General features: G+C 60.3%; 22 protein-coding genes. 3 read left to right on the plus strand and 19 right to left on the minus strand.

Going from position 1 to position 23,386, the window contains the following annotated elements:
* Nucleotides 1-34 precede the first annotated feature (34 nt).
* On the plus strand, nt 35-2,134 hold the full coding sequence (locus Q0K62_RS00455; protein ID WP_297316007.1) for a hypothetical protein: 2,100 nt from the start codon (nt 35-37) through the stop codon (nt 2,132-2,134).
* 68 nt (nt 2,135-2,202) lie between these two features.
* Here the strand turns inward: Q0K62_RS00455 and clpB are convergent, their stop codons facing one another.
* The 5 genes from clpB to Q0K62_RS00480 form a co-directional block, all read right to left on the minus strand.
* Entirely contained in the window at nt 2,203-4,989 is a 2,787-nt protein-coding gene (gene clpB, locus Q0K62_RS00460) for an ATP-dependent chaperone ClpB (protein ID WP_297316008.1), read from the minus strand.
* Nucleotides 4,990-5,204: 215 nt separating this feature from the next.
* Nucleotides 5,205-6,020, minus strand: a complete 816-nt coding sequence (locus Q0K62_RS00465) for a fumarylacetoacetate hydrolase family protein (protein ID WP_297316009.1) — start codon at nt 6,018-6,020, stop codon at nt 5,205-5,207.
* Nucleotides 6,021-6,113: 93 nt separating this feature from the next.
* Complete coding sequence (locus Q0K62_RS00470) at nt 6,114-6,920, minus strand: YggS family pyridoxal phosphate-dependent enzyme (RefSeq protein ID WP_297316010.1); 807 nt, start codon at nt 6,918-6,920, stop codon at nt 6,114-6,116.
* Between the two features lie 52 nt (nt 6,921-6,972).
* The gene (gluQRS, locus tag Q0K62_RS00475) at nt 6,973-8,001 is read right to left on the minus strand and encodes a tRNA glutamyl-Q(34) synthetase GluQRS (protein ID WP_297316011.1); all 1,029 of its coding nucleotides are present in this window, start codon (nt 7,999-8,001) and stop codon (nt 6,973-6,975) included.
* Between the two features lie 28 nt (nt 8,002-8,029).
* Nucleotides 8,030-9,376: an amidohydrolase family protein gene (locus tag Q0K62_RS00480; protein ID WP_297316012.1), complete on the minus strand. Its 1,347-nt coding sequence runs from the start codon at nt 9,374-9,376 to the stop codon at nt 8,030-8,032.
* Between the two features lie 368 nt (nt 9,377-9,744).
* On the opposite strand from Q0K62_RS00480, the gene Q0K62_RS00485 reads away from it, so the two are divergent.
* Both Q0K62_RS00485 and Q0K62_RS00490 read left to right on the plus strand, forming a co-directional pair.
* Nucleotides 9,745-10,179, plus strand: a complete 435-nt coding sequence (locus Q0K62_RS00485; RefSeq protein ID WP_297316013.1) for a helix-turn-helix domain-containing protein — start codon at nt 9,745-9,747, stop codon at nt 10,177-10,179.
* On the plus strand, nt 10,172-10,549 hold the full coding sequence (locus Q0K62_RS00490) for a hypothetical protein (protein ID WP_297316014.1): 378 nt from the start codon (nt 10,172-10,174) through the stop codon (nt 10,547-10,549). Before Q0K62_RS00485 ends, Q0K62_RS00490 begins: the two co-directional genes overlap by 8 nt.
* Before the next feature lie 33 nt (nt 10,550-10,582).
* On the opposite strand, the gene Q0K62_RS00495 is transcribed toward Q0K62_RS00490, so the two are convergent.
* The 14 genes from Q0K62_RS00495 to Q0K62_RS00560 all read right to left on the minus strand — a co-directional run bounded on the left by Q0K62_RS00495 (nt 10,583) and on the right by Q0K62_RS00560 (nt 23,047).
* Complete coding sequence (locus Q0K62_RS00495; protein ID WP_297316015.1) at nt 10,583-11,308, minus strand: GntR family transcriptional regulator; 726 nt, start codon at nt 11,306-11,308, stop codon at nt 10,583-10,585.
* A 223-nt stretch (nt 11,309-11,531) separates the two neighbouring features.
* The gene (locus Q0K62_RS00500) at nt 11,532-12,938 is read right to left on the minus strand and encodes a PTS ascorbate transporter subunit IIC (RefSeq protein WP_297316016.1); all 1,407 of its coding nucleotides are present in this window, start codon (nt 12,936-12,938) and stop codon (nt 11,532-11,534) included.
* Nucleotides 12,938-13,240, minus strand: a complete 303-nt coding sequence (locus tag Q0K62_RS00505) for a PTS sugar transporter subunit IIB (RefSeq protein WP_297316017.1) — start codon at nt 13,238-13,240, stop codon at nt 12,938-12,940. The genes Q0K62_RS00500 and Q0K62_RS00505 overlap by 1 nt, the downstream gene beginning before the upstream one ends.
* 5 nt (nt 13,241-13,245) lie before the next feature.
* Entirely contained in the window at nt 13,246-13,710 is a 465-nt protein-coding gene (locus Q0K62_RS00510) for a PTS sugar transporter subunit IIA (protein ID WP_297316018.1), read from the minus strand.
* A gap of 401 nt (nt 13,711-14,111) precedes the next feature.
* Complete coding sequence (locus Q0K62_RS00515) at nt 14,112-14,765, minus strand: alpha-L-rhamnosidase C-terminal domain-containing protein (RefSeq protein WP_297316019.1); 654 nt, start codon at nt 14,763-14,765, stop codon at nt 14,112-14,114.
* A 339-nt stretch (nt 14,766-15,104) separates the two neighbouring features.
* Nucleotides 15,105-15,305 carry a hypothetical protein gene (locus tag Q0K62_RS00520; RefSeq protein ID WP_297316020.1) on the minus strand — a complete coding sequence of 67 codons (201 nt, stop codon included), beginning with the start codon at nt 15,303-15,305 and terminating at the stop codon, nt 15,105-15,107.
* A gap of 24 nt (nt 15,306-15,329) precedes the next feature.
* Entirely contained in the window at nt 15,330-15,644 is a 315-nt protein-coding gene (locus Q0K62_RS00525; protein ID WP_366515875.1) for a glutamate--tRNA ligase family protein, read from the minus strand.
* A gap of 198 nt (nt 15,645-15,842) precedes the next feature.
* Nucleotides 15,843-16,853 (minus strand): LacI family DNA-binding transcriptional regulator, encoded by a 1,011-nt coding sequence (locus Q0K62_RS00530; RefSeq protein WP_297316021.1) that lies wholly within the window; start codon nt 16,851-16,853, stop codon nt 15,843-15,845.
* Nucleotides 16,854-16,889: 36 nt separating this feature from the next.
* Complete coding sequence (locus tag Q0K62_RS00535; protein ID WP_297316022.1) at nt 16,890-17,510, minus strand: 2'-5' RNA ligase family protein; 621 nt, start codon at nt 17,508-17,510, stop codon at nt 16,890-16,892.
* A complete protein-coding gene (locus tag Q0K62_RS00540) occupies nt 17,507-18,712 on the minus strand; it encodes an ABC transporter ATP-binding protein (RefSeq protein ID WP_297316023.1) in 1,206 nt (401 codons plus the stop codon). The genes Q0K62_RS00535 and Q0K62_RS00540 overlap by 4 nt, the downstream gene beginning before the upstream one ends.
* Entirely contained in the window at nt 18,709-20,409 is a 1,701-nt protein-coding gene (locus tag Q0K62_RS00545; RefSeq protein ID WP_297316024.1) for an iron ABC transporter permease, read from the minus strand. The genes Q0K62_RS00540 and Q0K62_RS00545 overlap by 4 nt, the downstream gene beginning before the upstream one ends.
* An 8-nt stretch (nt 20,410-20,417) precedes the next feature.
* Entirely contained in the window at nt 20,418-21,383 is a 966-nt protein-coding gene (locus Q0K62_RS00550; protein WP_297316025.1) for an extracellular solute-binding protein, read from the minus strand.
* Between the two features lie 537 nt (nt 21,384-21,920).
* Entirely contained in the window at nt 21,921-22,250 is a 330-nt protein-coding gene (locus Q0K62_RS00555) for an amidohydrolase family protein (protein WP_297316026.1), read from the minus strand.
* Nucleotides 22,223-23,047 carry an amidohydrolase family protein gene (locus Q0K62_RS00560; protein WP_297316027.1) on the minus strand — a complete coding sequence of 275 codons (825 nt, stop codon included), beginning with the start codon at nt 23,045-23,047 and terminating at the stop codon, nt 22,223-22,225. Before Q0K62_RS00560 ends, Q0K62_RS00555 begins: the two co-directional genes overlap by 28 nt.
* Between the last annotated feature and the right edge of the window lie 339 nt (nt 23,048-23,386).

The following is a 23,386-nucleotide window of genomic DNA, read 5'->3' on the forward strand; positions in this document are numbered from 1 at the left end:
TCCGAATCACATAGACCATGACGAAGGAGACCCGGTGGGTATCGATATCTTCCTGGCGATAGTCGATCTTGTCGTAGCCTGTGCCGCGACCTGGTTCATCATCTGGTTCTTCCTCATGCCCTCCGGCACCCCGGCCGCCCAGCAGAGAACGGGTGAAGACGAAGACGAGGAACCGGCACGTGACACCTGGACCGACATGGGGCACCGGATCGACGGACTGGATGCCAAGCGCCACCATCTGATCCGCCTGGCCATAACCGGCCTCATCCTGACCGCCCCTGTGCTGGTTCTGGACCTGTTCGACCGATTTGCACCCGATGCCCTCCCCTCCTGGCTGACCAGCCCCTGGATCCAGGCCATCCTGATCACCCCGGTCCTCTTCTACTGCGGCCGTGGAATCATCCTGGACGGATGGAACGCCATGAAGAAGCGGCGGTGCACGCCCAACCTCCTGGCCACCCTGGCAACCGGCATCGCCTACCTGTACAGCCTGGCCACCTGCGTGGCCGGTTCCCTCCTGCCGGAGGGTTCCCGGTCCCCATACTTCGACGTCGTGGGCGTGGTCATCAGCCTCCTGCTCCTGGCTCGGATCCTGGAGGTCAGGACCCACTCCTTCCTGGCGCGGTCCTATGAGTTCCTTGCCCGTACCCAACCCGGATCCGGCAGACTGGTCGACCAGGCGGAACTCCGAGGGAAGGGGGATGAGCCCGGTCGGGAGCCCTGGTCCAGCCTGACCGGGCGGCAGGTGGCCCAGGACGATATCGCCGCCGGCAACCTGCTCCTGACCAGGCAGGGCGAGCGCCTGGCGGCCGATGGACAGGTGGTGGCCGGATTCGCCTCCGTCGACGAGCACGAGCTGACCGGCACGGCGGCCCCCCTCAGCTATGGACCTGGAGACCACGTACTGGCCTCCACGAAGCTGGTCGAGGGGAACCTGGTCATCAAGGTCGAGGCGGCCGGCGGCGACACCTATGTGTCCAAGCTCATGCAGATCATCCCCGATGCCCTGACAGGACGATCCCCCGCCATGCACACCGTCGACAGGAGAATCCATACCTCCATCGCATGCATCCTGATTGCGGCCGTCTGGACATTGATGGTCTGGCTCCTCTTCGGATCCCAGCCCATCCTGGCCCATGCAGTCGCCAACACCTTCTGCGTCCTGGCCATCGCCAGCCCGACGGCCGCCGCCATGGCCATACCCCTGGCCTTCCGGACAACCCTGAACACCGGGATACAGAACGGGGTCCTCTTCACCTCGCCCGGGTCCATGAGCAGGCTGAGCCGGGTGGCGGCCGTGGCTATGGATGATTCGGCTCTGGTGGACCGTTCGGACCCCTCCGACCGGACCCAGGTCGACGAGGAAGCCTTGATTCGGGCATCCACCCATCTGCGCTCCCTGAAGGTCACGAGCCTGGTCCTGGATGGCACCAAGACCGAAGCCGGGGCGGCACAGGGGCGGGGTGCCGGGGCACATATCGAACGGGCAGCCCGGGTTGCCGGCGTGGACATGCTGGTCACCCAACTGACGGATGCACGCAAGGCCTACTGCCTGGAACGGCTGATTCACGACCTGGGGAAACGGCCGGACGACCTCCGCTCGGACGGAAGCGAGGATACAGGACGCACCCCCGATCCGGACAGGCTGGTGGCCATGGCCGCCGGCAGCCGCAACCAGCCCGAGGCCATGGAACGTGCCCAGGTCCGCATCACCTTCGGAACCTTGCCGGAGCAGACGTCGGACCAAGTTTCGGAACCCGACCTGATCCTGCGCAACGGGGACCTGGACGGTATCGCCCGGGCCATTGAGCTGAGCCGGACCACGAAGCGGATCGTCAGGCAGAACCTGACCTGGTCAACCGTCTACAACATCGTGGCCCTGGTCATTGCCTCCGGCGTTCTCTACCCGCTCTTCGGTTGGATGCTCAACCCGATGATCGCTCCGGTGGCCGCTGCCATCGCCGCCATCCTCCCCATGGTGAACGCCCATCGTCTGCACCGTCTCCACCGCCTTCGCCGCCGTTGGAGGGGCCTGGCCCAGATCGATACCGATTATCTGCCCACGGTGGCGGCCCGTCGCCCCCGAATCATCGTCGACAGTCAGTGGAGCCCTGGTTCCACCCGCGGCCGCTGATTGGGCATGAAACAGGCCGGCATCCCGTGTGGAGTCACGGGATGCCGGCCTGTTGTCCGGTTACCGGATCAGTCATCGGACACGGGGGCCTGGCCTTCGTCAGGGGCCGCGTGCCTACCATGGCCACTCTTCCCGGCACCGCGGTCAGTGTCTGAGGCCGCATCACCATCGGCGGTGACATTATCGACGCTCACCTCATCGTCCACCAGGGTGTCGGTGGGCCAGGCGGTCAGCTCCAGGTGTTCGCCACCGGTCTGATCCACCAGGACGGTGTCGCCGTCGTGGACCTTGCCGGCCAGAAGCATCCGGGCCAGCTGGTCACCGACCTCGGTCTGGACCAGCCTGCGCAGGGGCCGGGCGCCGAAGGCCGGGTCGTAGCCCATGTTGGCCAGCCACTCCCGGGCCGAGTCGGACACATCCAGGGTGATTCGGCGGTCGGTCAGACGCTGGGCCACCTGCCTGACCTGAATATCGACGATGCCACCAAGCTCGTCACGGGTCAGGGGGTTGAAGATGACCAGTTCGTCCAGCCTGTTCAGGAACTCGGGCTTGAAGTTGGCCTGGACCGCGTCCATGACCGCCTTCCGCTTGGCATCCTGGTCCAGCTCGTCCTTGATCAGGAACTGGGAGCCCAGGTTCGAAGTCATGATCAGGATCGTGTTCTTGAAGTCCACGGTCCTGCCCTGGCCGTCGGTCAGGCGACCGTCATCCAGCACCTGGAGGAGGATGTCGAAGACCTCGGGGTTGGCCTTCTCCACCTCGTCGAAGAGGACCACCGAGTAAGGCCTGCGGCGGACCGCCTCGGTCAGTTGACCACCCTCCTCGTACCCGACGTAGCCGGGGGCCGCGCCGATCAGACGGGAGACCGAAGCCTTCTCCATATACTCGGACATGTCGATGCGGACCATGGCCTTCTCATCGTCGAAGAGGAAGTCGGCCAGGGCCTTGGCCAGCTCGGTCTTGCCTACACCCGTGGGCCCCAGGAACATGAAGGAACCGGTGGGACGGTCGGGGTCTGATATACCGGCACGCGAGCGCCGAACGGCATCGGAGACCGCGCGGATGGCCTCCTTCTGGCCGATCACCCGCTTGCCCAGATAGTCCTCCATATGCAGGAGCTTCTCGTTCTCTCCCTCCATGAGCCGGCCCACGGGGATGCCGGTCCAGTCCGAAACGATCTCGGCCACCGAGTCCGCATCCACATGGTCGGGGACCATGGGTTCGCGGGCGGAGCCGCCGGTCATGTCGGCCCCGTCGGGCTCAGACCCCTGCTCGGCGGCCTGCTTGGCCTTGTCGGCCTCGTTTTCCGCCTCGGCCAGTTCCTTGCGGATACCTGGAATCTCACCGTAGAGGATCTTGGATGCCTTTTCCAGATCACCCTCGCGGGTGGCCTTGTCGGCCTCGACCCGCTTGGCATCCAGCTGGGCACGAAGGTCGCCGACCTTGTTGTGCCCCGCCTTCTCCTGGTCCCAGCGTGCCTTGAGGCCACCCAGCTTCTCGCGTGAGTTGGCCAGCTCGCCCTGGATCTTCTCCAGACGGTCCTTGGAGGCCGGATCATCGGCCTTCTTGAGCTGCATCTCCTCCATCTCCAGGCGGGTGACCTTCCGCTGAAGCTCGTCGATCTCCTCGGGCTGGGAGTCCAGCTCCATCCGCAGATGGGCCGCGGCCTCGTCGACCAGGTCGATGGCCTTGTCGGGAAGCTGGCGACCGGAGATGTACCGGTTCGACAGGGTGGCCGCAGCCACCAGGGCATCGTCGCCGATGGTCACCTTGTGGTGGGCCTCATACCGCTGCTTCAATCCACGTAGGATCGCTACGGTATCCTCGACCGAGGGCTCACCCACGAAGACCTGCTGGAACCGACGCTCCAGGGCGGGGTCCTTCTCGATGTTCTCGCGGTACTCGTCCAGGGTGGTGGCCCCGATCAGACGGAGTTCACCCCTGGCCAGCATGGGCTTGAGCATGTTGCCCGCATCCATGGAGCCCTCGCTGGCGCCGGCACCGACGATGGTATGAATCTCGTCGATGAAGGTGATGATCTGGCCATTGGCGCTCTTGATCTCGTTCAGGACGGCCTTGAGGCGTTCCTCGAACTCGCCCCGGTACTTGCTGCCGGCCACCATGGAACTCAGGTCCAGGGAGATCAGCTTCTTCCCCTCCAGTGTGGTGGGGACATCGCCGGCCACGATCCTCTGGGCCAGCCCCTCGACCACGGCCGTCTTGCCCACACCGGGCTCACCGATAAGGACGGGGTTGTTCTTGGTGCGCCGCGACAGGATCTGTATGACGCGTCGAATCTCCTGGTCCCTGCCGATGACGGGGTCCAGCTTGCCCTCCTTGGCTTGGGCGGTCAAGTCGGTGGAGTACTTCTCCAGGGCCTTGTAGGTCCCCTCGGCATCAGGGCTGGTCACCTTGGCCCCGCCCCGCACATCCGGCGTGGCCTTACGCAGGGCCTCGGGGGTCAGACCTGCCTGACGCAGGATATCGGCAGCCTGGCTGGGACCCACGGCGATGGCGATGAGCAGATGCTCGGTGGAGACATACTCGTCCCCCATCTCCTGCATCTCCTTCTCCGCCTGGCTGATCGCCATGCTGAGCTGCCGGCTGGCCTGAGGCTGGGAGGCCGTCGATCCGCTGGCCGAAGGCAGGGCGACCAGGGCGTTGCGGACGGCCGCACCGACCTGCTGTCTGTCGCCGCCGGCGGCCTGGATCAAACCACCGACCACACCGGACTGCTGCCTCAAGAGGGAGTCCAGAAGGTGGAGTACATCCACCTGGGGGTTCCCCGCCGCCGAAGCGGACTGAATGGCATCTCCTATGGCCTCCTGGGCCATGGTGGTGAAGTTCTCTTCCATACGTATCCTCCAACAATCTTCCGCACGGCCCGCCGGAACCGTTCGGTCGAGTCATGCTACGGTTATATCTGGTATGACCAACATGCAGAAGGGGATGCTTATTCCCAAAACTTGAGCCCCGCAGACTCAAGTTTCCTGAGGAGAGAACAGGTTAAGAGAACAAGGCCCTCACCGACCGGCCAAGGGCCTTGTTGTCCTTCGGAAACGACCGCTCTTTATTCGTCGATGACCACGTTGCGCAGGTCGCCGATGCCCTCCACATGAACCGTGGCCTCGTCCCGCCCCTGCAAGGAACCGGAGGCATGCGGGGTGCCAGTCATGATCACGTCGCCGGGGAGCAGGGTGGCGAAGCTGGAGATGAAGGCAATCTGTTCGGGGATGGAGTGGATCAGGTCGGCCGTGGTGCCGCTGGCCTCGGGCACCTCCTCACCATTGAGTCTGAAGGAGATCTTCGCATCCCGGTAGTCCAGATCGGTCTCGATCCAGGGGCCCAGGGGGCAGGCGGTGTCGAAGCCCTTGCAACGGGTCCACATGGGATCGTCCTGCTGAAGATCGCGCAGGGTCACATCATTGACGCAGGTGTATCCAAGCACGTAATCCATGGCCTCGGCCTGGCTGACCTTGCGGGCGATCCGCCCAATGACCACGGCCACCTCGGGCTCATAGTTCATGTCCTTGCTGTAGGAGGGCTTGACGATGGGATCGTCGGGACCGATGACCGAGGTGGAGGGCTTCATGAAGAGCACGAGGCGCTCCGGCGGCTCCGGGCTGGGGGACTGGCCCTTCTCGGCCATGTAGGCGGCATGGGCCCGGTAGTTCTTGGCCGCACCGTAAATCTTGGAGGGGATGACCGGTGCCAGCAAACGCACTTTCTCGTCATCAAGGGCGTACCGCTGACCCGTGGGCTCAACCTGCTGCCCGGTCAGCGGGTACCCGCTCAACTCAACCAGATAATCCTTGCCGTCCTGCTCGTCCTCCTGGACGAAGGCGTAGCGGGGGGTGCCATTGATGGAAAAACGTGCGATTCTCATAGGGAACAGTCTAGCCCCTGGAAGGGTCCACCGACAGGCGGAACCACCGGGAAGGCGGGAAGCCCATGGCTGGGAGAGCTCCCGCACCCTCACTCAGATGAAGGCCCGCGGACCGAAGATGGCGGTACCCACACGAACAATCGTCGACCCCTCGGCCACGGCATAATCCATGTCGCCGGTCATCCCCATGGAGAGTTGGGTACAGGAACCGGTTCCGGACTCCCCCGAGGACCGGATGGTGTCGCGCAGACCACGCAGGTGGCTGAATCCCCGACGGATCACCGTCTCATCATCCACATGGGCCCCGATGGTCATGAGCCCATCCAACCGGATGCCCTCCATGTCGGCCAGCTCATAGGCCAGGTCCAGGGCACGGTCGGGGCCGCAACCCGACTTGGCCTCCTCACCGGACTCGTTGACCTCCAGGAGGATACCCTCGACCAGGCCCCTGGCCAGGGCACGGGAGGCCAGCTTCCGGGCCAGATCGAGACCATCGACCGATTCGACCGTGTCCACATAGGGCAGGACCTTGTTGATCTTGTTGGATTGGAGCTGACCGATCAGGTGGAACCCCGCAACCCTCGATTCGGCCGGGTCGCCACCGAGCCGCAATCCCCGCTCCCGGCAAGCCTCAATCAGCCCATCGGCCTTGGCCGTGACCTCCTGGGGGCGGTTCTCGCCGATCAGGCGAACACCAGCGTCAATGGCCGCCATGATCTCACCCACATCACGGGTCTTGGTGGCAGCCAGGAGGGTGACCGACCCCTCCTGCCGACCAGACCTCTGCTCGGATCGGGCTATGCGCTCCATGACGCGGTTGATCCCGTCCTGTATCTGCACGGCCCGTTCCTGGCTGATGCTCTGATTGGCCAGATCCTTGTGATCCATGTAGGCGACCATGACCGTCCCTCCTCGAATCCGGAACCCGTCTCAGATTATGGTAGTCGGCGGCTCATACCTCAGACCGCGACAAGAACTCCTCCGGGTCCAATCGACGGTCCTGCCTCTTGGATGCCAGGATGTTCCACGTGAAACCGTGGAGCAGCTCCTGGGGGTGGGCCGGACGGGGACGGTCCAGAAGGCCAAGAAGCCAGCCGCAGACCCCAATCACCTGCCGTGCCTGCCAGCCATGTTCCTTGAGTGAACCCATATCCGGCGAACCGAACCGTTTGGACATCCGTCGGCCATCCATGCCGTCGATCAACGGAAGATGGACATATTCCACATCAGGCGGGTCCGGTTGGAGATGGGCCCGTATCCATGACTGAATGGCTGTTGACCGCAGCAGGTCACGCCCGCGCACGACCTGGTTGACCCCCATGGCCAGGTCGTCCACACTGACCGCCAGCTGATAGGAGAACAACCCATCCGAGCGTCTGATGACCACGTCGCCCACCTCCTCCGGCAGGTTGAAGGATTGGGTGCCGAAGACCCGATCATCGAATCGACGGATTGCTTCGGCATCCTCAGGACGGGAGGGAACGGCGATACGGAGACTGTGCCGTCGCCCCTGACTCAGCCGTTCACGGACGACGGAACCGGGCAGCCCGTGGCAGGTGCCGGGGTAGATGGTGAAGCCGTCCCCCTCATTGGGGGCCGAAGCCGCACGGATATCGGCCCGCGAGCAAAAACAGGGATAGACCAGGGGCTGCCCATCGGGCAGGTGCTGCCTCTCAAGTCTCTGCAGTGCCCGCTCGTAGTCCTGCCCCCGCTCGGACTGGTAGACGACAGGCCCGTCCCAGTCCAGCCCCAGCCAATCCAGGTCGTCCATGATCCACCTGTCGGCGTCGGGAACCACCCTGGGCCCGTCGATGTCTTCGATCCGCAACCGCAGAATCCCCGAGGGACCCTGAGACCTGACACCCAGCCAGGCCGCCAGGCAGGCATAGACGTTACCCAGATGCATCCGTCCGGTCGGCGAGGGTGCCATCCGCCCCACAGTGTCGATTCGCCCTTCCTTCCGGGTCAACCCACCTGCCATCCTCCACCCCTGCCGGGGATTGCACCCCTCAGAACGTGTCGAGCAGGCGGTCGATGTCATCGAAGTGCCTGACTTCAGGATGCCAGAGCGGACGACCACGGACGATGACCAGCCTGGGATTGGCCAGGGTCCGCAGATCCTTGGCCGGGTCCTTGTCCAGGACGATCAGATCGGCATCCTTGCCCACGGCCACGGAACCGGTCACGTCATCAAAGCCCAGATTCTTCGCGTTGACCTGAGTACCGGCGTGGAAGGCCTGAGCCGGGGTAAAGCCCGCGTAGCGCACCATATAGTCCATTTCGCGCCAGGTGCCGTACTGGGGAACGAAGGTCATGCCGGTATCGGTGCCGACCCCGACCGATATCCCGTTCTCATGGGCCTGCCTGGCCCCTTCGATCATACCGTCGACGACCAACTCGGAATTGCTCCGCACAATGTCGGTCACCCCCAGCTCCTCCTGGCCGAGCTTGACCAGAGGCAGACCAGCGCAGAGGGTGGGGTCCAGACCCGAGAAGCCCCTGAGCGATCGCGGATTATCCAGGAAGAGACCGATCATCTCATCGTCCAAGGCGCTTCCATGCTCAATGGTGTCCACGCCGGCCTTCAGGGCCGCCTTGACCCCCTCCGGGCTCTGTGCATGGGCGGCGACCAGCACTCCGAACTCATGGGCCTCGTCGCAGACCGCGGTCATCTCCTCCAGGGTCATCTGAGGGGTGCCGGCCTCCCCCACCTTGGTGGCATCGGTCACCCCACCGGTGGCGGCCACCTTGATGGCATTGACACCATGGTCCAGGTTGATGCGGGTGTTGCGCCGCGCCTCCTCAGGTGAGGAGGACGAAAGGGCGATGAAGGGGTCACCGTGTCCGCCGGGAATGGCCAGGAGGGGGCCGGCGGCCAATATGCGGGGCCCCATCAGCTCATCCGCATCGATCCGGTCCCGCAGGCGGACCGACTCATATCCCACGTCACCCAGGGTGCGAATCGTGGTGACGCCGGAGTTGAGCAGGGCGGAGACGTTGGACTTGATCCGAACATCCATCAGGACACGACCAGCAGGGCCATGCATGACCTTCATGGCGGCATCGACCACTCGCGGCGAGATGTCGCCCCCACCCGACAGGGGCTTCCCATCGGCGAAGAGGTGGACATGGGCGTTGATGAGCCCGGGGGCCACCACCTTGCCGGTGGCATCAATGTGATGGTAACCGGATGGAACAAAGGCCAACCGGGTGGGGCATACCTGTTCGATGCGTCCATCGGCGGAGACCAGGATGGACATGTCATCCTCAATGGTCCCTATCCCATCCCCCGATGCGATGCTGGCATGTTCCAGCACAAACGGCTCGCGTTCTTTCCTGCCTTGAAGACGCCCCATGGTCTACCTGCTTTCTCTGCTTCTGTGCACCACGACAAGGAATCCGGTTATAGGTTCATAGTATCCTCAGCAGGCTCTGCCGTCCAAGCATGGTCCATACCCACGATCCTCAGGGTTCACCTCACCGGATGCCCGTCATCGCACCAGCTCAGACCGATGTGCGGGAAGGCGTTCATCCTGGCCGCGCCGGCACCAACCAAGGGGTACCCCTAATCCTGGAAATTCTGAGTGAGACGCCCGGCCACACACCGGATTCCGAAAGGTCCTCTCCCCGCTCTCGGATAGAAAGAGAAGCGGAAACCGATTTTATTGACTGAACAGTCAAAATAATTTATGCTGTCACTATGGGACGACACAGGGAATTCGACATGGACCGAGTACTGGCGCAGGCTCGGTCGGTATTCGTCGCCAAGGGGTACCAAGGCAGCTCAATTGACGACCTGGTACAAGCGACCGGGCTTCTGCGAGGAAGCCTTTACGCGGCATTCGGCAGCAAGTACGGACTCTTCAAGGAGACCCTGGAGACCAGCCTGAACCGAGCCGACCCTCAGGCCGAAACAGTCGATTTGATGCTCGTAGCACTGATGGAGGTTTCGGCAGACGACCCTCATATACGCTACCTGCTTACCAAGCAGCTGAACGCCATGACCGCACCATCGGGGCAAGGGGGATCGTCCAGGGAACAGTCGCAGAAGACCACGACCGAGGTCCTGCTCGGCCATCGCCTTCTGGAACGTGCCGGTATCGATCTGTCCGAAGGCTATCCGAAACAGACAATCAAGAAAGGAACCGGCAATGAGTAACAGACAGGGCACCAAGGCCAGCAATTCCGTACAAATCACTGAGGATCATCTGGTGGTCAGACCACGGGGCATCAACGCAATCCTCTCCTTCAGAAGAGAGTTGTCCTTCCCCCTGAAGCACGTGCGCGGAGCGACCGTGGACGACGGCATCACCGATGAGGGGAAAGGGGTTCGAGGTCCAGGTCTGGGTCTGCCGAACGCATGGAGGGGCACCTTCACCCATGAAGGGGAAAGGACCTATTGGAACCTGGGACGCCCCGAGCGCCCTCTGGTCATTCAGCTGGAGGAGGAGCAATTCAGCAGATTGATCCTGGGGGTCGCGGATCCCGAAGACCTGGCAACGGCGATCAACCGATCATGCGCACAATAAAGGGAACCGGACCAGGTCTCACGCCCACCAGGTTCAGTCCCTCAACCCGTTGATGACGAACTCGATTTCGCTGTATGCCGGTGGCTGCAAGGCCACTCCGAAGGCGACCACGGCATCGAAGCTGTCATAGACCGTGGAGTCCATGGCCAGGATGGGCGTACCCTCTTCGACCTGGAAGTAATCGGCTATCCGGGCATCCACCCGCTCGATGCGGACGACCACCTCGTTCCGGGCCAGTTTGACCCCGTGCCGTGCTTCGATGAAGTCATAGAGGGAGCCGTCGGAAAAGTCATGGTGGAGTATGTCGGGATACTGTTCGGATGACAGGTAGGTCCGCACATATTGCCGCAGGTTCCCGTTCACGTATCGCAGGCGTTCCAAATCGATCAGGGGGTCAGCGGGATCAAGACCCAGACGGGTGGCCATGTTGGGTTCCGCGGTGACCCGATTGCACAGGACCCTGGTCTTGACCACCCTGCCCAAATCGTGCTGCTGCCGCCAGAAACCCATAATCCGCCCATTGATGACCTCGCGCGAAGAGGAGGGCGGTTTGATCTTGAAGGTCCCCTTACCCTGGTTACGAACAATCAGACCTTCTCGGATCAGATCCTCGATGGCGTGACGCACAGTGATGCGACTGACCTTGTATCGTTTGCAGAGCTCGGATTCGGTGGGCAACTGTGCCCCATCCTCCATCCGCTCGACGTTGCCCCGCAAATGGTTCCTCACGGACACGTACTTGGGAATTCCATCTACCATTGCAACACCGGCCCACCTGGTTCTCATCACAATTACACAATGACATCGTTCGACCCGAATCAGTCAGGCCGTCGCATGCCCCCCATCAGACGATTCTAAAACCTAATCAATGGCTGCTCCCTCGCGGCGACCCCCATCTCCCGCCGCCGGAAATGGATTGGAGGAACGGGCAGGCAACGGGACCGGGCCCGAATCGGATCCCGTGACCCACCCCGAGTCCAACTCACGCAGTGGCCTGGGCCTTCTCGGCCACGTCAGCGGCATCGGCGATGGCATTCTTACGCCTGTTGAGGAAGTAAGAGGCCACGTATACCAGAATCAGCACTATGACCAGACCGGCGATGATGGCGATCTGACCGCCAGCCTTGTTCAGGTAGCCCAGGAAGATACCCGCCACACCGAAATCGGCATCCGAATAGGTGGCAGCACCCTTACCGACACTGCCCAGAACAGGCAGGAGCAGGAGCGGCAGGAAGGTGATGACCAGGCCGTTGACGAAGGAACCGAGCACAGCGCCTCGACGACCTCCGGCACCATTGCCGATCACGCCAGTGGCGCCACCGGTCATGAAGTGGGCCACGACTCCCGGAATGATGACCGTCGTATGGGCCACAGCCATGATGGCCATACCCACGATGCCTCCGACGAAGCTGGAGAGGAAGCCTATCAACACGGCGTTGGGGGCGAAGGTGAAGGTGACGGGAACATCCAGGGCGGGCTTGGCGTTCTTGACCAGATGCTCGCTGATGCCCTTGAAGGCGGGCACGATCTCACCCAGAACCACGCGGACCCCTGCCAGGATGATGTAGACACCGGCGGAGAAAGTGGCCGCCTCAATGATGACATAGACGATGAAGTTCTGCCCGTTGCTCAGCTTGGATTCAATGTATGCCGGACCTGCAAAGAGGGCGACGATAACGTAGATGACGGCCATGGACAATGCCACGATGACCGTGGTATCACGCAGGAACCCAAGATTCTTGGGGAAGTTGATGTCCTCGGTGGACTTGGAGGGGTGCTTCTTGCTCCGGGTCAGCGTGGCGACCAGACCACCCAGGGCGATTCCGGATCCACCGGTATGCCCCAGGGCCACGTCATCGGTACCCGTGACCTTCTTCATGAAGGGCTGCACCACTGCCGGTGAAAGGGTGACCACCAGGCCCTGGGCGATGGAACCCCAGAGCAGGGTCTGCCAAGTCTGGAATCCGGCAGCAACGAAGATGACGGTGATCATGGTCGCCATGTAGAAGGCGACATGACCGGACAGATAGACATACTTGAAATAGGAGGTCGCCGACAGGATCACATTGACGATCATGCCGAAGAAGAAGATCAGGGCGGCCACGGATCCGTACTTGACCAAGACCGTGCCGACGATGGCCTCGTTGTTGGGCACCACTCCCTGCACGTGGAAGGCGTACTGGAACATGTCACCGAAGGGATCCAGGGCGTTGGTCACCACCCCGGCACCGGCTGCCAGGACCAGGAAGCCCACAAAGGTGCGAATGGTCCCCTTCATGATGTCGGTGGCCGGTTTGCGTTGCAGCGACAGACCGATCAGGGAGATGAGAGCGACGATGACGGAGGGCTGTCGGAAGATGTCCAGGAGGACCTTGAGAACACCGTTCATTATGCTTGTTCCTCCCCGGGCACAGCCACACCGTGGCGCTTCAAGGCCTCGATCAGTTTCTCCTTGATTTCCTTCATGTCGATGAGGCTGTCAAGAACGACCACATCACCAAGGTCCTTGGCGGCATCGGCGATATCGCGCCCCACAAAGATGACGTCGGCGTCCCCCGGACTGACCGAGCCGAGATCGCGATGGTCGGTCTCCACGCCGGTGACGCCGAGTTCCTTCAGCACCTTGTCGATATTGAGCTGGGTCATGAAGCTGGACCCAAGCCCCGTACTGCATACCGTCAGAATCTTCATACTGATCACCTTTCTTCCTTGAGAATCGTCTTCAACTCTTCAGCATTCGAGACCTTGCCCAACCTGTCCTGATTACCCGCATCGCTCAGAAAAGCCGCAAGAGACTGCATCAGGCTCAGATGGCTGTCCGAGTCCTGGGCGGCCAGGCAGAACATGGTACTGATTGGATGGTCCGGTGAATCCGCCAACAGGAATGGTCTGCCAACCTTCAGCACCGACAGTGAAGTGGCCACCACACCTGCCTCCGGCCTTGAATGGGCCAAGGCGATGCCCTGCCCGAGGTCGATGTAGGTGCCTCCGGGTTTCCGAATCGACTCCTTGATGGCATCCACGTAGGACGTCCTGATTCTTCCGAGCTTCACCAGGGGGGCCGTGACTACGTCTACGGCCTCCTGCCAATCGGCCACGTCATCCCGGTACAGAACGGTGCCTTCCGGGAAATACTTGTCCAGCAATTTGCCTCCTCGCATGTGACGAAGCCATTCGCTTCTCGGCAAACGACCGGGGAAGAAGCCATCCCCTGTGTCAATCGACCTTGAATGTCTCAAACATTATAACAACATAACAATATAATGTATATTCAGGCGTGTTCGCGGAAACACACCCCCGCAAAGGCACCGTCAGACTGAACCAGGACAGGGATCCACCCAGCATGCGCACCCCGCTGGAGATCGTTCGCACTGGCCGCGGGATCAAGCCCCGACAGGATCCAGGCCGGGACCCAACGACCCGGCAGGGATGCGACCGGCCGTAACTTTACTGCCGGAACACCACCAATGCGACGGTTCACATGAATTCAGCCCAATACAAAAGGCCTCCGCCCCGGCCGAAAGAACAAAGCTAGGGAGCGGAGACCGGAAAGAGGCTGAACTCAGACCGTATAGGCATAGACCAGACGGTGGCTGCCCGCATGAATCAGCTCTGATTGCTCACCCACCTCGACCAGGGCGGAACTCCCCTCCGGTACCGAGACATCAATGGTCAGCTGGCCGTCATCCGCTTCGTATTTCCAGGCCAGGTCGATGATACCCAGAGCCGTCTTATGAGTCACATGGGCGTTCCTGATCGGCCCCCAGGGCTTGGGGGCGACCTTGAACCGCTCCCAACCTGGAGTGGTCATGACAAGTCCACCCAGGGTAGAGTACATCCATTCGGCCACGGATCCGAGGGCATAGTGGTTGAAAGACGTCATACCCACCCCCGAGTTCACCTTGCCGTCGGGCAACATGGAATCCCACCGCTCCCAGGTGGTGGTCGCACCCATGGAGACCTGGTACAGCCAGGAGGGGCACTTCTCCGAAAGGAAGAGTCGGTATGCCTCCTCAAGATGTCCCGTCTCGGTCAGAGCAGGCAACACATAGGGTGTTCCCGCGAAACCGGTGCCCACCGTATAATCCCTGTCCCGTACCAGCTGGGCCAGGCGTCGACCTGCAAACTCCTTGAGATCCGGATGCCCGTCCAGGAGTCCGAAAGAGACCGGTGCACGATCAATGCGTAGGCCGTGGCAGCATCGGTCCGGCTTCATGTAGCCAGAATTCGGCTCCAATTCTTCCGGATCAAAGCGGCGGTCCTCGTGATTGTCGGCCAGAAAGTTCCACGTGAAACGGTCCAACAATTCCTCTGCCCTTACAGGCTCCGGGCGATTCAAAAGACCGAGGAGCCAACCACAGACCCCAATCACCTGCCGTGCAGACCAGCCCCCTTGCCGGAGCATCTGCATGTCTGCCGATCCGAACCTCTTGGACAACCGCCTGCCATCCTCCCCGTCTATCAACGGCAGGTGGGCGTACTGGACGAGAGGAGAATCCGGCTGCAGGCGGCTCCGGATCCAGGACTGGATGGCCGTGGACCGCAAAAGATCCCTTCAGCGCACGATCTGATTCACCCCCATGGCCAGATCATCCACAGTAACGGCCAGTTGGTAAGAGACCAACCCATCCGATCTCTTGATGACCACGTCCCCCACTTCCCTGGGCAGGGAGAAAGACCGGAGGCCGAAGACCGAATCCTCGAACCTGCAAACATCACCAGGGACATCAGGGTTGTCAGGAACCGCGATACGCATGCTGTGTCGTTTGCCCCGATTCAGCTACTCCCTGACCACCTTCCCGGAAAGACCCCGACAGGTCCCTGGATACACCATGAACCCATCACCCGCATTGGGGGCCGAGGCCGCGCGAATATCGGCCCGGGAACAGAAGCACGGGTAAACCAGAGGCTGTCCATCACCCAGATGCTGCATTTCCAACAGCTTCAAGGCTCGGACATAAAGATCGTTTCGCTGAGACTGGTAGACCACCGGCCCATACCAGTCCAACCCCAACCAATCCAGATCATCCATGATCCACCGGTCGGCATCCTTGACCGCACTCGGTCCGTCAGTGTCCTCGATGCACAGACGCAGAAGCCCGGAAGCTCATGCGACCTGACGCCCAACCAAGCCGCCAGACAGGCAAAAAATGCCCAGATGCATCCGACCGGTAGGCGAAGGAGCCAAACGTCCAACAACCGGATCAGAACCCACTTGATTCACTCCCATTTCTCCGTTCCCCATACCGCCGTGCTCCCACGCCACCCTGTCATAGACGCGACAACCGACTGTTCACCTTCGACCCCTCACCGGCCCCAGTGTCTTGCCGGGTACGTATTTCCCTTCGACCAAGACCTGATGAGGTTGCCCGGCCTCGTTATCCAGGAGGTCTTTCATCAGCGAGACCGCGGACCGGGCCAGTTCACCGACCGGCTGCTCCATGGTGGTAAGCCCTAGGAGCGGAGACCTGAAAGCACCAACCCCATCGAACCCTGTAACGGAAACCTGCTCGGGGCAGCTGACCCCGATGGCTTTGAAATGCTCCAGAATGGACAAGGCTATGGCATCATTACCGGCCATGATTGCCGTCACACCGGACTCTATCGCCTTATCTACCTCAGAGCCGATAGAAGCCTTGGCATCGGATGGCAGGGACAGAATCGTGGTCTGGGCACCTGCGACCACCAGCTCAGTAAGGAAATTGGCCGTTCGGGCATGCAATGCCGAGGCCAACACATCAGCTGAAGCCGTCACTGCTATCTTCTGGTGCCCCTGCTCAACCACACGCCTGGCGAGACTGCCTTCACAACGAGGGTCGATACGAACAGAGCTGAAAGAAGGCATGTCATACCCTGTTGCCAGCACAACGGTAGGCACGAACTTGGCCGCATAGTCGGCAGTCTGCGATGAGACGCGGCCAGAGGCGATGATGATGCCCCCCACCCCATGCCCCAGTAGATTCCGCACAGCGGCCAGCTGACTGTCCAGGCTGTCCTCACTCGAGGTCAACAACAAATCAAGACCGACACCATCGGTTTCATACTGGACACGGGAAGCCAACCCACCGTAGAATTCATTACCCACATCGCGAATCAGTAAACCTATGGCATCACACTTGGAAGAAGCCAGGGAGGCAGCACCGAGATTGCGCACGTACCCCAGCCGATCGGCGGTTTCGAGTACCAGTCTTCTGGCTTCATCACTGACCTTAGGGTGGTCGTTCAGAGCACGCGACACCGTTGATGGCGACACTTTGGCAGCACGTGCTATGTCCGCCATACTCACACGGCGTTGATGCTCCACAACCCACCCCTTGCTCTCATCGGTATTATCCCAACATCATATGCCCAAGGGCCAGCAATAGAGCCTTTCAAAGCGGAAGACGCCCTCGTCTGGACGCTGCTCTACAGCAACCAGATGGAGGGTATCCACTCGCCAGGAATGTGGCTTGCAGACCCGTTCGAGGGCCTTTCCCAGTTGGGCGTCTTCCCTTGAAGAGGTATCGTTCTGACAGTATGCAAATGTGTAATGAGGACCGAACGGTTCATCCGTCAAAGAGCTGCCAAGGCCCAACTCGGTCATGGCTCCACGAATGGCGGTAACAGCCTGATGCCATTGCCCGACTGGTGTCCCGAGCGCTTCAATTGCCGTCTCCCGTATGCAGGGACGAGCGAATTCGACGGTGAAGGGATCCAAATCGGAACTGACCTTCTCCATACCTTCAAGCAGGTGGTTCCAGGTCATCTGATCCATGTCCTCGCGGTACAGATCCAACCGCTGCAGGGTCATATGGAGAAAGAGGGGGGGCTGTAGGGCAAGGCCCGGCCAACGACCGATCCGTGCGCCCTCCTTGCTGGTCCGGGCAATCACGGGATCGCTCGGATCGGGCAGGGCGTACAGATGCAGTGCCCCGGTCAGGCTGCGCCACTGGGTATCAGGTCGGTCAAAGAACCGCTTCATTTACTCTGGCTACCTCCTTGGTCCGGCACGGCCCAGAGCGCCCGGGATTCAACAACACAGGAGAGATCGGTCCCCGCCGGGACGGGTACATCCGCACCAGGCGCACTACCCGTCAGCTCACCCGCCTGGGTCCTGACCTGATAATGGACCACCTCCCCGTCAAAGGCCGAGGAAACCACAGTCCCAGGTATCTTCACACCTTCACCCTCGCTGCCTGGACCAACGAGCAGGTTCTCGGCCCTGACGACAACCTCTATCCGGTCGCCCGGAACGAATCCAGGAACCCCACTGACTTCCATGGTCCCCAATTCGGTCTTCAACCGATACAGGGCCGCCGGCGGCAGGTACTGGACAGCGGCTTTACAATCATTCTGGCCCTGATTCAGAACCTCCTCGACAACACCGGGGATAAAGTTGCCAGTTCCGAGGAAGGAGGCCACGAACTTATTGACCGGACGATGGTAGATCCCCCAAGGGGTTCCCACCTGTTCGACCTTCCCGGCACTCATGACCACAATCACATCGGACATGGTCAGGGCCTCGGATTGGTCGTGGGTTACAAAGATGGCCGTTAACCCGAGCCGACGCTGCAAATCTCGAATCTCGGAACGCATCTTCACCCTGAGCTTGGCATCCAAGTTGGAGAGCGGCTCATCAAAGAGAATGATCTTCGGCTCCATCACCAGCGCCCTGGCCAGGGCCACACGCTGCTGCTGTCCACCGGAAAGCTGATCGGGATAGCGCTCGGCATATTGCTCTATACCCATCATGCTCAAAACACCATCAACCTTGGTTCGACGGGCTTGCTTGCCCATTCGTTTCAGCTTCAGCCCGAACTCCACGTTCCCCCGAACCGTCAGGTGTGGGAAGAGTGCATAAGACTGAAAGACCATGGACATGGGGCGCTTATCGGCGCTGATGTCCAGAATGCTCTTCCCATCCAGAAGGATGTCTCCCTCGGTGGGCCGTTCGAATCCGGCAATCATGCGCAAGGTCGTGGTTTTGCCACAACCGGATGGCCCAAGGAGTGTGACGAAGATCCCCGGCCTGATTGTCAGATTCGTGTCATCGACGGCCCTAAAGTCCCCTTTCTTTGATGCATAGACCTTGGAGATACCCTGAAGCACCAGGGTTCCGGCCCTTTGCTCGCCCTCAGACAGCCGCGAGCCGTCTGTCTGAGCATTTGTTATTGAACTTGTCATGATATGGACCTCGTTGAATGGTTAAGTTGACGAAGAAGAGCATTGGCAATTCCCAATACGACCAGCACCAGGACGATCAGGAGGCTGGAGTAGGCAAAGGCATTGCCGAACCGTCCCGCGTCCACCTCATCCAGAATCTGTGACGTCATGACCTTGGTCTCAGGTGTCGTGATGAAGATGATTGCCGTTATGGTCGTCATGGACTTGGTAATGCCATAGGTTATAGCCGTGACCAGGGCCGAACTCATCAGGGGAAGGGTGACCTTGCGGACCACGGTAAGCGGGCTGGCACCCAGAGAGGTGGCTGCCTCCTCCACCTGTGGATTGATCTGCTGCAGGGCTGAGATGAAGGCCTGCTGCCCGGTAGGATCACCCCGGGCGACAAAGACCATGATGATGGCTATGGCTCCTCCCCCGACGGCAAGTCCACCGGCCAAGGGCGGCAGTATCTCATAGTCGAAGAGAACCGTACTGCTGGAATATGCCAGGGCGAATCCGAGACCCAACACAGTTCCGGGGATGGCTACACCCAGCATGCCCCACAAATCGAGTAGACGCCCGAACCTGGGCAGATGACGAACCACCAGCCAGCCAATGGCCAAGGCCAGCAGGGCGGCCAGGGGAGCCGCAATCAGAGTCAACATCAGTGTGGTGCCAATGGCGTCAGCACCAAGTGAGCGGACAAAGGTGAAATGGTCCCAGGTGAATGCGTTATCCACGCCGAGGATCTTGACGAATCCACCGACCAGAAGTGTCAGGTAGACCATGGCCACCAGAAGAATCCATAGGAAGTTGAAACTGAGCATTGGAATCAGCACCGCCTTGGACCCGACCGGCTTCAGGGAACCGGTCGGCTTGCCTGTTACAGTTACGACGGATTTCTTGTTGGCCCAATACTTCTGGATGAAGAACACGGTCAGGGCGGGAACCAGAAGAACCAAAGCCACACCGGCTGCACCGGCCACATCTCCTGAGCCTGCAACCGCAAAGTAGATCTGGCTGGCCAGAACCCGATAATCGCCACCAATGACCAAAGGATTGGCAAGGTCGGCGATACCTTCCACGAAAAGCACCAAGAAGGAGGAAAGCATGGAGGGCAACACCATCGGGATGGTCACCTTGACCAAGGTCTGAAATTCCGATGCACCCAGACTGGAAGCCGCCTCGAAGGTGGCCGGGTCCAGATTTTCAAACATCCCCTTGATGTTCAGATAGGCGACGGGGGTGAAGGTCATGGTCAGCACCATGACCAACCCCGGCAGACCGTATATGTTCACTTCCATGCCGAACAGACCGTTGGTGACCATGCCACGTTTGCCGAAAAGGGTGATTATGGCGGTCGCGGCCGCAAATGGCGGGGAGATGGTGGGCAATAGGGTCAGCCAGTGCACGACCTTTTTACCAGGCATCTTGACGAAGGTCTGAACATAGGCGCAGACAAAGCCCAGAATTGTGCCACAAACACCGACCAGAAGCCCCAGAACGATACTGTGCACGAAGGTTTCGCCATGATTGGCAAAGGCACCAGCCATGGCAGCGCGGCCGGTGGCCCCCAGGGCAGCTGTCAGCAATCTGATGACCGGGATACCCAGAATCAGAACCAGGACCGCCAGGACACATGCCAGGATGACCCAGACCGAAGCACTTTCCCTGGGCCTTCTACTACGCTTATGCCTGCTTTTTGCAGGTACGCTCACCGGCGTCATTACTTGGCGTCCTTGGAGGATGCGACATCATTCTCGAAGGACTTGATGAAAGCGTCGCGGGCATCTGCAGCCTTACGCACATCCCAGTTCACCTTCTTGACCTTGTCCTGCCTGGACACATCCTTACCGACCTTCGCCTTGGGATTGGTCGGAGCAGCGAATGAAGGCACGTCGGCATAGAGGTTTTGTGCGTCCGTGGACATGAGCCAATCAGCAAAGGCATGAGCACTCCCCTTATTACGTGCGTTCTTCAGGACTGAAAGGGCTCCAACCTCGTAGCCGGTCCCCTCTGCGGGGTAGGTGGTCTTCAAATCCGAGTATCCGGCCTTGATGGCCTTCTGGCAGTCGGAATCAAGCGCTATTGCCACAGTCACCTCGCCTCGTCCGGCCTGCTCGGTCCCGGTGGCTGCGGACTTGGAGTACTGCATGACATTCCCGTTGAGCTGCTTGAAGTAATCGATGGCCGCTTGTTGATTGCCCCCATGGAGGAGCGCCTGGGTGTACATGGCCATATATCCCACACCAGCCGTGGCCGGATGGGGCATGGCTACGCTGCTCTTCAGATTGGAAGTCAGAAGTTCATTCCAGGAAGTGGGAGCTTTGACGTTCTTCTTCTTCAACTCGGATGTGTTGGAACAGAAAGCAATCGAATCCGTGTAGAAACCGGTCCAAGATCCCTTTGAATCCTTGTACTCCTGCTGGAGGGAGTTCGTGTTCTTGGGTACGTAATGCTCGACCCAGTCCTTGTCATCGGCGAGCAAGTGGTTTTCGGCCTGTCCTCCTGCCCAGACATCGAATTCTCCCGGATTTGTCGCCAATCTGGCCAGGACTTCACCCGCACCGAGACGCACATAGGTGGTCTTTATACCGCTCGACTTGGCAAAGGCCTTCGTGATCGTCTGACAGAAATCTTCCTGCTGAGAGCAGGCAATAGATACGCTTCCACTCTTCTTGGAGCTGTCCACCTTGCCACATGCAGACATAGCCGCAAGAGTCACAATTGAGAGAGTTGCTGCAACTACAGCTGCCCCGTGTATTTTCGTACTCATCTTTGAGCCCTCCATCTAGCTTCCTATCCATGCATTCACACCGATCACTGTGTGGTTGCGTTTTCATTACAGAGGATAGAGACAGAACCGCTGATTGTCAAACAATACTGGAATTCGTAGAAATGAAAGCGCATTCACTCTAGATCGCTTTGCCCATAAAACAGCTTGGTATAGAGAGTAACCAAGCTTGTGCGTAGCCATCAACCAGGTATGAAACGAGTCAATCAACAAAACGGAACCGACGAACCCACAACGACTGGGATAGAGCCTTAGGATCCAGGTAATCCTTCATCTCCCTCAGCTGGGACTGCACGATATCATGGATTTCAACGAAGGCAACTCGCCAGCGTAGGCGGTGGTCAAATGATATATGCGGATAGCGGGACCACCGATCCCTGATATGAAAACAGGCAGTTCCCCACCTGGAGAAGTAGCCAGGCAGGTTTTGTCGGATCAGAAGGTGTCTAGCAGACGATCGATGTCTTCGAAGTGCTTGACTTCGGGGTGCCAGACCGGCTTGCCACGGACGATGACCAGCTTTGGACCAGCCAGAGTGCGCAGATCCTTAGCGGGGTCTGCCTCCAGAACAATCAGATCGGCGTCCTTGCCTGGCACGACAGAGCCTGTCACATCGTCGAAGCCCAGGTTCCGCGCATTGACCTGCGTGGCCGCATGGAAGGCCTGGGCGCGGGTAAATCCTGCATACTTCACCATGTAGTCCATCTCGCGCCAGGTGCCATACTGAGGCACGAAAATCATGCCCGTGTCGGTGCCGACACCCATAGAGATGCCATTTCGCGGCCCTGCCTGGCTCCCTGAACCATCCCGTCAACGACCAATTCGGAATTACTGCGAACGATATCGCTGACACCCAGCTCCTCCTGGCTCAGCTTGACCAGGGGCAGACCGGCACACAGAGTGGGATCCAGTGCGGAGAAACCACGCAGCGAGCGCGGATTGTCAAGGAAGAGACCGATGATTTCCTCATCCATGACGCTGCCTTGCTCGATGGTGTCCACACCCGCTTTCAGGGCGGCCTTGACCCCCTCGGGGCTCTGGGCATGGGCAGCGACCAGCACACCAAACTCATGGGCTTCGTCACAGACAGCGGCCATTTCATCCTGGGTCATCTGGGGAGTACCAGCTTCACCAACCTTGGTGGCATCGGTCACGCCGCCGGTTGCTGCCACCTTGATGACATTGACGCCGTGGTCCAGGTTCTCCCTGGTCCTCCGCTTCGCCTCTTCAGGAGAGGTGCAGGAGAGAGCGATGAGGGGATCACCATGCCCACCAGGAATGGCCAGAAGAGGACCGGCGGCCAGAATACGTGGCCCGGTCACTTCGTCGGCATCGATTTTGTCACGCAGACGGACCGCTTCATAACCTACATCGCCCAAGGTGCGGATCGTGGTGACCCCCGAGTTGAGCAGGGCCGAGACATTGGACTTGATTCGGGAATCCATCAGCATCCGCCCGACCGGACCATGCATGACCTTCATGGCCGCATCAACCACACGAGGTGAAATATCACCTCCGCCAGACAGGGGCCGACCGTCGGCAAAGAGGTGGGTGTGGGCCATTGATCAGACCAGGAGCAACGAACTTGCCCGTGGTATCAATCCGGTGGTACCCAGAAGGCACAGAAGCCAGCGCTGTGGGGCAGACCTGCTCGATGCGCCCATCCGCCGAAACCAGAATGGACATGTCGACCTCAACGGTGCCTATTTCATCGCCCGTCACGATGCTTGCATGCTCCAATACAAACGGCTCGCGGTCTTTCCTGCCCCGAAGACGCCCATGGTCTTACCTGCTTTCTGTTTCTCCAATGGACCAGATCAAGGAATCGGTATACAGTCCATACTATCCGCGGTACGGCTGACCCTTCAAGAAGGGTCCATAATGCATCTGGCGGAAAAGAG

It is taken from the genome of uncultured Bifidobacterium sp. (assembly GCF_945269915.1).
In the GTDB taxonomy this organism is placed as follows: Bacteria; Actinomycetota; Actinomycetes; order Actinomycetales; family Bifidobacteriaceae; genus Bombiscardovia; species Bombiscardovia indica.